Raw genomic sequence first — 11959 nt, 5'->3', positions numbered from 1 at the left:
GCCTCCCACTGTTCTCAAGAATTCACGCGGGTCGCAGGCGCGACGCGGAGCAGGGGATAGAGCGCGAGGAGCTTCTCGACGATTTTTGCAACGTCGTCGCCGAGCGGCACGAAGAGCCGCAGCTTCCAGGCGATGATTTCGGAAACAACGCCCTGCGCCTTCAATCGGTCAACTATCGTGTCACTAAAGCCCGCGAGTTCGAGCCGATGCCGATTCATCACGAGCGAGCGCTTGAGGACCAGCCCCTCAGCGAGCACGAGCCCCGCGCCGTCCTGCATCACCGCGGCAAGAGCCGCTTCTAGCGCAAGGGCAGGGGCCCCGGCGCCCGTTGCTTCGAGTAGGACGGCGGCGCTCGCCGGCGAGACGAGCCGGCCGATGATCCGTTCGCCCTCGTCGGTCTGCAACCGATAGACCCGCGCCGCCTCATCCGGGAGCCGGTTCCAGACCGGGAGCAGGAGGCCGGTCACGATGTGGAACGTGCCTTCGGTCAGTTCCGGAAGGGATGCGACCTCTATCTCCCACGCCCGCCGGAATTCTTCCGAGCTCGCGTCGCGCCAATGCGAGCGCTGCAAGGCCTCGACGGTGACCACATCGGCATGGGCCGGACGCAGCAGACGAACCCGCGGCTGAACCGAGCCGTCGTCCTGCATCAGCGCCGTCGCGGACAATTTGACGGCGGCGCGGCCCGATTGGTCGTTGATCATCAATCGCGATTTTTGCGAGGCGGTCGCATAGTCGAGCGCCTCGCCCAGCGTCGTGATCCGCGTCTTGTCCTTGCGCAGGATCGTCAGAAGCTGCGTCTCCGCGCCGCTCTTGCCATGCACGGCGATCGTCTGGCGGTTCGTGACGACAAGGCTTTCGGCCACCAGCGTCTCGACGCCGACGTCAAAGACGCCGCCCTGGATCGCCGCCTCGACCTGCGCTTCCATCAGCCCCTCGAACACCTCGAAGAGGAGGTTCTGCAGCGCGATCGGCAGAGCGAGGATGCGATTGAGGAAGGTCGAGATCGGCGGCAGCTCCTCCTTGAGGCTGCCGTCCTGGTCGGTGAGATCGAGCCCCGTCGCTTCCATAAAGCGCGTCAGCGAACAGCCTTCGACCTTGCCGGCATAGACCAGCTGATAGAGCCGGCGCAGCGCCGTGCGGCCGTAAGGGGATTCGAGATTGTCCTCGGGCCGGAACAGGCCCTGGCCGCCGGTCTGGCGCTGACCCCGCGTAATGGCGCCGAGCGTGTCGAGCCGCCGGGCGATCGTCGAGAGAAAGCGCTTCTCGCCCTTTACGTCGGTCGCGACGGGACGGAACAGCGGCGGCTGCGCCTGATTCGTGCGATTGGTGCGGCCCAATCCCTGGATGGCGTTGTCGGCTTTCCAGCCGGGTTCGAGCAGATAATGGACGCGAAGCCGCTGGTTCTTGGCGCTGCGCTCGGCGTGATAGGAGCGTCCCGTGCCGCCGGCGTCGGAAAAGACGAGGATGCGCTTCTCATCATCCATGAAGGCCTGCGTCTCGCCAAGATTGGAGGAGGCCGGACGTTTCTCGACGCAAAGCCGATCCGAGCCGTCGGCGTTGGTCTTGCGGACGAACCTTCGCGAGCGACCGGTGACCTCGGCCACCATCTCGGTTCCAAAGCGCTGCACGATCTGGTCGAGCGCGCCCTGCACGGCAGGAAGGGCGGCGAGATGCTCGATCAGACGATCCCGGCGCTCCATGGCCTCGCGCGACTGGACCGGATTGCCCTGCTCGTCGACCACGGGCCGAGAGTGCAGATCGCCGTTCTCGTCGGAATAAACTTCAAAGAGCTGGGTCGGGAAGGAATGGGTGAGATAGTCGAGAACATATTCGCGCGGAGTGATGTCGCAGGAAAGATCACCCCATTCTGAAGTGGGTATTTCGGCCAGGCGGCGCTCCATCAGCGCTTCGCTGGTCGAGACGATCTGAATGACGGCGGCATGGCCGGCTTCCAAGTCCCGTTCGATCGAGGCGATCAGGCTCGGGACCTTCATCGCCGTGATCAGGTGATTGAAGAAGCGCTGTTTATTGGACTCGAAGGCCGAGCGCGCGGCGCTCTTGGCGTTGCGGTTATAGGCTCGGCCGCCTTCGCCGGTGATATTCGCGGCTTCCAGCGCCGCGGTCAGATTGTTGTGGATGATCTCGAAGGCGCCGGCGTAGGCGTCATAGATGCGGATCTGCTCCACTGAGAGCTGGCGCTCCAGCATCTCGACTTCGACTCCGGCGTAGGAGAGGGCGCGCGAGGCATAGAGGCCCAGCGCTTTCAGATCACGCGCCAGCACCTCCATGGCGGCGATCCCGCCGGCCTCCATCGCCGCGACAAAATCCTGGCGCGTCGCGAAGGGCATGTCCGTCGAGCCCCACAGCCCGAGACGCGTGGCGTAGGCGAGATTGGCGACGGTCGTCGCCCCGGTCGCCGAGACATAAAGGACCCGGGCGTCGGGCAGGGCGTTTTGCAACCGCAGGCCGGCCCGGCCCTGCTGCGAGGCGCTCTTTTCGCCGCGCTCGCCTTTGTCGCCGACGGCGTTGGCGAGTGCGTGCGCCTCGTCGAAGACGATGACGCCATCAAAATCCGTTCCCAACCAGTCGACGATCTGCGACAGACGCGAAGCTTTCACCGCGCCGTCGCGGCCCTGGCGCTCGTCGGAGCGCAGGGTCGAATAGGTCGTGAACAGAATGCCCTCCGACAGCTGGATCGGGGCGCCCTGCTTGAAACTCGACTGCGGGACGATCTGCAATTTCTCCTGGCCGAGCGCCGCCCAATCGCGCTGCGCGTCTTCGAGAAGCTTGTCGGATTTGGAAATCCAAAGCGCCTTGCGGCGACCTTTGAACCAGTTGTCGAGAACGACGCCTGCGACCTGACGTCCCTTTCCGGCTCCGGTGCCGTCGCCGAGATAATAGCCGCGGCGGAAGCGCACGGCATTTTCGGCGTCATCCGGCGCGACGGAGACTGTATCGAAGCTTTCATCGACGAGGAAAGAGCCGGCGAGAAGGCTACTATGGGCTTCGCCGGCGTAGATGACGCTCTCGAGCTGCGCCTCGGAGAGGAGCCCCGACTCGACGACGCTTTTCGGGAGATGCGGCCGATAGGAAGGTTTTGGCGGCGCGACCGACGCCATGGCGGCGGATTGCACGAGCGTCGTCGGATGGGGCTTCGCGCCCGCGATCGCAATCGATTGCACCGCGTAGGACTCATAGAGCCCGGCGCTGAGCGCGTCGCCCGCAGGCGCTTTCCAATCACGCAGCTCATAGTCGAGTTCGATAGTCTCGACCGACGCCGCCGTGCGCGGCGCGGAAGCTGCAGCGACGCCCGCACTGGAACGCGGGGCAGGGCGCGCAGATTCCGCAAAGGCGAGCGGGGGAGTTGCACGATGCCTTACGGCGATCGGCGTCATCGATTTGACGCTCGCGCCAATGCCGCCGGGAACAGGCGCGTGGACGTCATCCTGCGCCCGCTCAACGAGAACCGCGCGCGGCGGCACCTCCCGCTGCACGAGCGCGAGCAATTCTGGAAGGTCCACAACCGGACCGAAGCCGCCGGGAAATTCCTTCGGGTTCTCAGCCGGCGTCTTGTCGAAAACCGTCATACGGCTCTCGACGCTCGTCCCATGTCGCGCGAAAAATCCACGGGCGAGTGACGCCGTAAACACAAGACGCCCTTGCTCCTGCAGGCGCTCGAAGCTTGCGCGCCAACTGTTCGATGTCGGCGCAAAGGTCTCGCCGGTGATCGCGACAAGCCGGCCGCCAGTTCGAAGCCTCGCAAGGCTCGCCCGAATATGCTCGAATGTCGCCGCAGCGTGCCGACCCTCGATCAGCGGCGACGAGGAGAAGGGCGGATTCATCAGCACGACGCTCGGCGTGACACTCGCGTCGAGGCGATCGTGAAGCTGCGCGCCGTCAAAACGGCTGAGCGGCGCTCCGGAAAATAGCAGCTTCAGGAGATCGGCCCTGGTCTCGGCCCATTCATTAAGGATGAGTTTCGCGCCGGCGAGCTCGGCGTGGATCGCGATCATCCCCGTGCCGGCGGAGGGTTCGAGCACAATGTCGCCGGCGCCGAGCCCTGCCGCGAGGCTCGCGACATAGGCGAATTCCAGCGGCGTCGAGAACTGCTGGAGCGCGTGGCTTTCTTCCGAGCGCCGCGTCTCGCTCGGCAGCAGCGCTCCGATCTTCGAGAGCATCGCCAGGACCCGCGCGGGCTCCTTGTTCGCGCGCGCAATCATCGCAGGGCCATAGCGGCGCAGGAACAGGACCTGCGCCGCCTCCAACGCCTCGTAAGCATCCTTCCAACGCCATGCTCCCTCCGCGTCGCTCGCGCCGAAGGCGCTTTCCATCGCCGCGCGCAGGCCGACGACATTGATCGGCTGGGCCTTGGCGAGCAGGTTGACCAGCGCTTGCGCCGCCATCATCAGGGCGTGCGGCTTGTCATCGGTCGCGAAGGAAAACTCGGCTTGGGTTGCTTTACTGCGGACAGCGGTGAAGCTCTGGCTCATCGATCATCTCCGGGATCATTGGCATCGGCCCGGGACGCTCTCTCTTGTCGCTTCCCGGGCTCGCCCTTCCCGGCAATGCCCTCTCGCTCTCCCTCTCCTCCCCGCCCACCCGCGCGCCAGCCGCCGAGCGCTGAGCGGTCCGAATATCCGGCTGATCGGCGAAAGGTCGCCGCTCATCACCGCGCTGACATATTCGGCGAGTTCGGCGGGGCGATCCAGTAACGACAGGGGCGCGAGATGATTGCGTCCTCCGTCATAGTCGTGCCGACCCTCGCAGGTTCGGATCAGAATTCCGCTGTCGGCGCCTGTCGCTGGTTGGCAAACTTGGACGTATAGCCGTTCATGGTGCAACGTGATTTCGCCGCTGACAGCGACGCCGCCGCGGTTCGAACGCAAGTCATATGCAACGTCCGGAAAGCGCAGTTCGCTTGCGAGTGCGCGCAACGCAGTCCGCGCTCGGCGATGGAAGGCTTTCTTCTGCTGATTGTCATAGGCGCAGCGTCGATACCAGTCGAACGTCATGACGACCTCCGCATAAGAAAAGAGCCCGCCGGTGAGGGCGAGCTCGTTCAAAGATGATTGGAATGAAGGAGTTGCGCCGACTATGGTCGTGTCCCGGGAAGTGGTGTAGCTCGGGCGGAGCAAGCGGCTCGCGACGCGCGCTTTTCATAGCGCCCTAGCGAGCGAGCGGCTTGCGGTGGTCATCGACGGTTCGCCGGTAGGATCGGGTTGCGACACGCCAACGCAACCGAGGAACTGCCGATGACCGATGAGATGATGAACCTGCGCGCGCTCGTGGAGAAGGCTCCCGACGCTGATATTTTGCGCGAGATGATCGGCTTCGCCGCCGAGCGGCTGATGGAACTGGAGGTCGGCGCGTTGACCGGCGCGGCCTACGGCGAAAAGAGCCCGGAACGCCTCGCCCAGCGCAACGGCTACCGTGATCGGACCTGGGAGACGCGTGCCGGCGCCGTGGAGCTGCGCATCCCCAAATTACGAAAGGGCAGCTATTTTCCGGGCTTCCTGGAGCCACGGCGGATGGCGGAGAAGGCGCTGACGGCCGTCATTCAGGAAGCCTACATCCAGGGCGTCTCGACGCGCGCGGTGGACGATCTCGTCAAGGCCATGGGCATGAGCGGCGTCTCGAAGAGCCAGGTCAGCCGCCTGTGCGAAGAGATCGACGAGCGGGTGAAGGCCTTCCTCGAGCGGCCGATCGAAGGCGACTGGCCCTACCTCTGGATCGACGCGACCTATGTGAAGGCGCGGCAAAACGGCCGCATCGTCTCGCTGGCGGCGATTGTCGCCGTGGGGGTCAACGCCGACGGCCGCCGGGAAGTGCTGGGCATGGACATCGGACCGTCGGAAGCCGAAACCTTCTGGACCGAGTTTTTGCGCAAGCTCCGTCGCCGAGGGCTGCGCGGCGTCAAACTCGTCGTCTCTGACGCCCATGAAGGGTTGAAGGCGGCGGTCGCCAAGGTTCTGCAATCGACCTGGCAGCGTTGCCGCGTCCACTTCATGCGCAACGCGCTCGCCCATGCCGGAAAGAGCGGCAGGCGGGTCGTTTCCGCCTTCATCGCCACCGCCTTCGCGCAAGACGACGCCGAAGCGGCGAAGGGACAATGGCGTAAGGTCGCCGATCAGTTGCGCCCCAAACTGCCGAAGCTCGCGATGCTGATGGACGACGCGGAACCCGACGTGCTCGCTTACATGGGCTTCCCGGCCCCGCATCGCGCCAAGCTGCACAGCACGAATCCGATTGAACGGCTGAACGGCGAGATCAAGCGCAGGACAGAGGTGGTCGGCATCTTCCCCAACGAAGACGCCGTCGTCCGGCTCGTCGGCGCCATCCTGCTGGAGCAGAATGACGAGTGGGCCGTGCAGCGAAGCCGCTACATGACGCTTGTATGGGGCTCTCTCCGTCAAGCCTGTTTTTTTGATCCTGTTCTTCCTAGCGACAAGAGCGTAAACGACGATAAGCGAGTTCGAGGGGAGCTATGGGCGGCGCACGGAACCGTGCCGCGACCTTGTATTCGGTGGGCTCGTTCGAGCCCGAACCATGATGCGCCATTCGCATCTGCGCCCGGCTCCGGGGCGGCGGTCCCTATCTGGAAAACGGCGTGAAAGCCACGTCATGTAACGGGTTGCCGCTGCCTCGGACTCGTCAGGCCCCTTGGGGCCATTCCGAAAATGCTCTTTGTTACGCGGGCCGCATCTTGAGCCCCTCCGGCGGCTCGGCGCCCATCGCCAAGCGCCAGAGCGCGATCAGCAGCTTGCGCGCAAACCCCACGATCAGCGACATGCGCCGCCGACCGCCTGCATCCGCGGAGCGCGCCCGAAACCAGAGGACAAGATCGCACTCTTTCTGGAAAACCAAAAAACGCCAGGCGAGCTGGACCATGCCGCGCCGAACGCGCGCGTTGCCGGCCCGCGAGAGGCCTCTCTCGCGTCGCCTTGATCCGCTCTCGTCGGGCGAGCCGGTCAATCCCGCGTAACGGGCGACGGCTCGTCTATCTCGTAAGTCGCGTAGAAAAATCTCGTGAGTGAGCATGTCTGCGGTCTCGACGCCAACGCCGACGACGCGAGTGAGCAGACGCACCATGCCGTTCGCTCTCTCTTCACACGGCTTCGCCTCATCGAGGCGAGCCACTCGCTGCTGTTCGATCTCCTTGATCTGCTCCTCGATGAAGCGTAGCCGGGCTATGTCGCGCCGCAGCTCGGCCATGGCGAGCGGCGGAATGGCGCCGCCTTCCGGGGTGCGCAGGCCGCCGAGCTGGTCAGCGGCTTTGCGCAGCGCGGGATTAAAACCGCGGACACCGAGACGAGCGAGCGACGCTTTCATACGGTTGATTATACGCGTGCGCTCGCCGACGAGATTTTCGCGTTCGCGTGTCGGCCGCTTAGCGTCTTCTTCCTCAATCGAAGGCGTCGCCGTCATGCTGCAATGGCCAGGCTCCCCCCGCAGCCAGCCGAGCAATACCCGCAGGAGAAGAGCGGCGTCGAGACGATCTGTCTTGGCGCGGCGGCGATCCCTGGACACAGCCACGCTGCTGGAGTGGATGACGTGCGCCTCAACGCCGCGAGCTACCAGCCAGCGCGCCAGCCAAAAACCATCCCGCCCAGCCTCATAGGCGACGACGAGACGTTCGATCCCTCGACCTGCTGAGCGACATTCGTCGCACCAACGCCTTACGAGCGTGAGAAGATGATCGGGATCGGGGTCCAGCTTTTTCAGAGGTTGGCGCTCCAGGCCAGGAAGCAGCCCAGTGACGAGCCATGTCGACTGGCTCATCTCGACGACCACGACGAGGGTGCGATCCTGATCGAAGGCTGCCGCTGCGCGGCCAGGGATAAAGCGATGCAGCATGAGGGCGTCTCCACGCTATTGAAGAGCGCCAGCCTGCCACGCTCGGCGCATACCCCATAGCATCTGGAAACGATCGCCCCGTTGAGCGATGATCCCATCGTTGGGCTGCCCGCCGTGGCCCCCTGACCAGCCCGGCCCTCGCCGGCGACCGTGATGACCGCGCTCATCTACACCACGTCATGGGACACGATCCCGACTATTCTGCAGCCGCGGGATAATCTGGGCCTTCGGTTGTCTCGTCGAGAAACGCCGGCAGCTCGTCGCCCTGCGCGATCGAAGCATCGCTCTCTGAAGCGCTCGCTCCCTCAATTGGAGCGGGCGCATCGAGGCGAGATGTGCGCAAACCCTCCGGTAGCCATCCCGTTCCTTGCAAGAGGCGTTCGGCCTCAGCGGCCATGTCCGCCTTCTTCAGGTGAGCGATCATCTGCGCCGTCTCCTCGCCCTTCGCCTCCCGCACCGCCGCGAGGATATGGGCCTTCGTGACCTTGCCGAAGAAGCTCTCCGCGGTGGCGTTCCAATAGGCGCCCATATCGAGCGCGAGATGCTCGGCGAGATGGTCCGCGTGCCGGAGCGCGCCGGTTCGTCTCTCCCAGGGCATATTCAGCGCATTGACGCTGAGGGCGATGCACAGCGCGAAGAGTTCGGCACGGATGGTCTCGTCCTGAGCGAGCAGCCAGGACCAGAGATCGCCCGCATCGGCGGGCAGGCGCATCTGCCAGTTCCCGAAGGATTCGAGAAGTGTTCGCGCCGCGAGGCTGTCGCCGATGCCAGGGGCGTGGGACCCGAGCATAGCGCTGCGCTCGGAGAGATCGAGGCAGGAACGGGAGCTCTCGCTGTAAAAGGCGTTCAGCGCCAGAGCATGCGTCGCGGCGAGAAACGCGGCTTGGGGATTGCTGGCCAGGCTTAAACGCATCGCCACGGTGCGATGGGCCGAGAGCTCGGCGACCATGAGGCCGGAGAGTTTTGGCGAGGTCTCGACCTCTTCTTCCGCGAGGGCGCAAGAGGCGGGGCCCGTATTCGTGTCCGCGCTCACTTTCGCGTCGCAGGCGCTCAACGGAGCGCCGGATCGCGGCTCCCCCTCTGCGGCTGGAACGCCACCCTCCTTGCGCGCTTCATCCTCAGGACGGACAAATCCACGCTCGGCCTTCAGCCGGCCATCGTAATCAATGCTGACAAATACGCCGGCGCGGGCGATCTCGGCGCTATCATAGTTCGCGGGACGGTCATCGACCATTGCGATCTCCGCCTCGAGTTCGGCCATGCGCCGATCAACCTCTTCCGGCAGATCGTCGGCGCTTTCATGCTCCTCCGAGAGACGATTATACTCGGCGACAGCGGCGGCGTAGCGGACTTGCTCTTCGTCGGTGAGCGGCGCTTGGGTTCCCGGCAGTCGCCGCAGGCCATTGGTGTGGCCGTAGGGGAAGTCGATCGCCGTCTCTGACCACTTCCAACCTTCGGCGCGGATTTCCGCGCCAGCTAGTTCGAGCTTCTCGCGTGCGAGACGATCGAGCAGCGCGGCGTCCTGCAGCCATCCCCCGTCGTCGCGGTTGAAGAGGTCGCGAAGCACGACGCCGCCCGCGGTCTCGTAAGATCCGACACCGACAAACAGCGCACGCTTGTCGGAGGCCCGAACCGCGCCTTGCGTCAGCTGGCGGCGGATCGCATAAGGTCCCGTGTCATAGGAGCGCGACAAGGCAGCCCAGACTTCCTCCTGCCTTTCGTGATCATGCGTGACGCAAAAGGCCATAAGCTGCTCGAGCGACAATTCCTCGGCCACATAGAGATCGAGCAGTTTGGGGCTCGCGGCGGCGAGTTTGAGGCGCTGACGTACGACCTGAGAGCCGACGAAAAATCGCACCGCAATGTCTTCGATGCTCAGTCCTTGGTCATGCAGGTTCTTGAAGGCCCGGAATTGATCGAGCGGATGCAGCGCCTCGCGCATCGTGTTCTCGGCGAGCGAGTCTTCCTCCTCGACGCCATCCGTCTTCACGATGCAGGGGACCGGCGCGTTCTTCGCGAGACGCTTCTGCTTGACGAGAAGTTTGAGAGCGGCGAGGCGTCGGCCGCCGGCGATCACGCCATATTTTCCGGCCTCGGCGCCGTCGCCATCGAGCGGTCGGACGCTCAGCGATTGTAGCAGTCCACGCCGGGCGATATCCTCCGCCAATTCCTCGACGCTCACCCCCGCCTTAATACGCCGCACATTCGCATCCGACGCGACGAGCCTGTCCAGCGCAATATCGCTCGCACTCACCAGCGTGATCTTCGACATTTCCATCGACTCCGCGAAGGGTGGGCGAAAGCCTCTCTCTCGTCCACTATCCCTTCGCTGAGCCAGAAGGGCCTCTCGCTCTCAGGTTGCCGCCTGGGTCGCTTCCAGACAGCCAAGTTGCCACGTTGGCTCCGGGGTGAGGGTAAGCGGAACATAAGAAAGCGTGTTCCAGGGCAGCGGATCGGCCGGCCTACCGCTATCATCGTGCCGCGGATCGCGCATTCCGTCATTTGGATCGAGATCCACCTTGCGACCGTCGATCATGGCAAGCCGCGCTCGCTGGCGTCAAGAATCTAAGACCTTCACGCCTCAGTCTACCTTGAGCGTTACCGAACCGGACAAGCAACTCCGGTTCGAGCCCCGTCGTCGCGGACGGTGAAAAATTCTCTGTCAGCTAAATTCTTCTTGACTATGGCTTCGTGTCATATCCGGGACCGCCAATCGGCGGCCATTGGAGGCATCTCCTCTCACGCTTGCTGCTGTCGAGCCCGCAGATGGGCAAGGGCCGGACGGAGCAAGAGCCGCTACGACGCGCGGCTCTAAGGCACCTAGGTTTGGTCGCCGTACCCAACCTCTGCTGGAGAGGATCGAGGCGTTGGGGTGTACGAGACCGCTCCATGGCAATATCGTCTGGTCCACTCCAATTGAACACCCCCCGGGAGAAGGCACAAGCGAGTTCCGATTCCAAACTCCAGCCTATTCGGCGACATCACATGCGGGATTCGCTATGTCCCTGCCCAATGTATTACGCCAAGCTTGTTGTTCGGTGATTTCAGCGATGCGCGCGCCCGCGCGGATATGATCGGCTAGCTGCTCACGTGCCTTGGTGACAATAGCCTGCTGGCCTTCAGGATCGAACGGCATCGCGCTTCTGGCGATGGCTCCGATCTTTTCGATATTTAGCCAAGCAGCCTTGAAACTGGCATCGTCTGAAGCAAGACCCTGTTCTCGCGACAGCGCAAGAAACTGCGAGGCGCGATCACTGTGTTTTGAGCGCTCGGCGTCGTCGAGTGCCTGGATACGAGATAGGAGCAAAGCGAACATTGGGGCTGGATCGGCCGACTGAAAACCTATGCGCGAGGCCGAATACCACGGTTCCCGATCTTCTGGGCGAATCGAAAATTCATAGCCTGCACGCTCGGCGACGCCGGCGAGCCAGATGCGTTGCACACGACCATTACCCTCGATGAATGGGTGGGCTGCATTGATTTCATTGACCAGCACTGCCGCCTGCTCGGCGAAGGCTGTGGGAGCGAGGCCGCGAAGTTGGTTGGCGACGCGGAACGCCTCAAACTGGCGCTCCATCCACGGCGTAATCTGTTCCGGCACCGCAAACGGTGCCGGACCGCGACCAGTCGTATATTTTCGTTCATCACCGGCCCAAGAATAGAGATCTTGGAATAGATGGCGGTGAATAGCCCTGAAGGCACCGTACGTGGGCTCCGTACATTCAAACGGCAGACCTTCGGCGATACGAATATCAGTGAAGAGACGCTCGGCCGCGTCCAGCGTCGCGGCTTCGCGTATCCCCAGTTGATTCACTAAGACCTGCGTGTCGGGGTAGACGATCTTCTCGTATTCGGCGCGCTCAGCTTCGCCACGCGGGCTCACTTTGGCTTCTTGGAAAAATAGTTCCGCAAAGCCTCGCGGCGCTTTTCAATAGTAGCGCCTCCCGCTTCCAGGCGCGCGAGAAGCTTTTCGGCCTTGTCGTCCCGGCCGACGCCTTCAATGTCGTTGTTCGCGCTCATCTGCTTACGGCGCCACGTGACGTCGGCAGGGGCTGAAGAGGTCCATCGGCTCATTTTGCTCACCGCGTCTCAGTGATTCGGA

6 protein-coding genes and 1 pseudogene are annotated in these 11959 nt (G+C 63.7%); 1 reads left to right on the top strand and 6 read right to left on the bottom strand.

Features of this window, described 5'->3' with window-relative positions; genetic code table 11:
* Nucleotides 1-14 precede the first annotated feature (14 nt).
* On the bottom strand, nt 15-4493 hold the full coding sequence (locus tag WOC76_RS00265) for a strawberry notch-like NTP hydrolase domain-containing protein (RefSeq protein ID WP_341102599.1): 4479 nt from the start codon (nt 4491-4493) through the stop codon (nt 15-17).
* A 762-nt stretch (nt 4494-5255) separates the two neighbouring features.
* On the opposite strand from WOC76_RS00265, the pseudogene WOC76_RS00260 reads away from it, so the two are divergent.
* Nucleotides 5256-6395: pseudogene (locus WOC76_RS00260) on the top strand (IS256 family transposase); the annotation flags it as partial.
* Between the two features lie 295 nt (nt 6396-6690).
* Here the strand turns inward: WOC76_RS00260 and WOC76_RS00255 are convergent.
* The 5 genes from WOC76_RS00255 to WOC76_RS00235 all read right to left on the bottom strand — a co-directional run bounded on the left by WOC76_RS00255 (nt 6691) and on the right by WOC76_RS00235 (nt 11877).
* Nucleotides 6691-7857 carry an IS110 family transposase gene (locus WOC76_RS00255; protein ID WP_341431217.1) on the bottom strand — a complete coding sequence of 389 codons (1167 nt, stop codon included), beginning with the start codon at nt 7855-7857 and terminating at the stop codon, nt 6691-6693.
* 196 nt (nt 7858-8053) lie between these two features.
* On the bottom strand, nt 8054-10129 hold the full coding sequence (locus WOC76_RS00250; RefSeq protein ID WP_341102596.1) for a ParB/RepB/Spo0J family partition protein: 2076 nt from the start codon (nt 10127-10129) through the stop codon (nt 8054-8056).
* Nucleotides 10130-10210: 81 nt separating this feature from the next.
* Nucleotides 10211-10393 (bottom strand): hypothetical protein, encoded by a 183-nt coding sequence (locus tag WOC76_RS00245; protein WP_341102594.1) that lies wholly within the window; start codon nt 10391-10393, stop codon nt 10211-10213.
* A 432-nt stretch (nt 10394-10825) separates the two neighbouring features.
* Complete coding sequence (locus tag WOC76_RS00240; RefSeq protein ID WP_341431216.1) at nt 10826-11740, bottom strand: Fic/DOC family protein; 915 nt, start codon at nt 11738-11740, stop codon at nt 10826-10828.
* On the bottom strand, nt 11737-11877 hold the full coding sequence (locus WOC76_RS00235; RefSeq protein WP_341102589.1) for a hypothetical protein: 141 nt from the start codon (nt 11875-11877) through the stop codon (nt 11737-11739). Before WOC76_RS00235 ends, WOC76_RS00240 begins: the two co-directional genes overlap by 4 nt.
* Nucleotides 11878-11959 lie beyond the last annotated feature (82 nt).

This window comes from Methylocystis sp. IM3 (assembly GCF_038070105.1).
Taxonomy (GTDB): Bacteria; Pseudomonadota; Alphaproteobacteria; order Rhizobiales; family Beijerinckiaceae; genus Methylocystis.
Note: the sequence above shows the minus strand (reverse complement) of the source record. Positions and strands in the feature narration are given on the sequence as shown.

Coding starts and splice junctions, on each gene's coding strand:
- WOC76_RS00250 (WP_341102596.1), bottom strand. CDS start 10,129: ATGTCGAAGATCACGCTGGTGAGTGCGAGCGATATTGCGCTGGACAGG.
- WOC76_RS00265 (WP_341102599.1), bottom strand. CDS start 4,493: ATGAGCCAGAGCTTCACCGCTGTCCGCAGTAAAGCAACCCAAGCCGAG.
- WOC76_RS00245 (WP_341102594.1), bottom strand. CDS start 10,393: ATGATCGACGGTCGCAAGGTGGATCTCGATCCAAATGACGGAATGCGC.
- WOC76_RS00255 (WP_341431217.1), bottom strand. CDS start 7,857: ATGCTGCATCGCTTTATCCCTGGCCGCGCAGCGGCAGCCTTCGATCAG.
- WOC76_RS00235 (WP_341102589.1), bottom strand. CDS start 11,877: ATGAGCGCGAACAACGACATTGAAGGCGTCGGCCGGGACGACAAGGCC.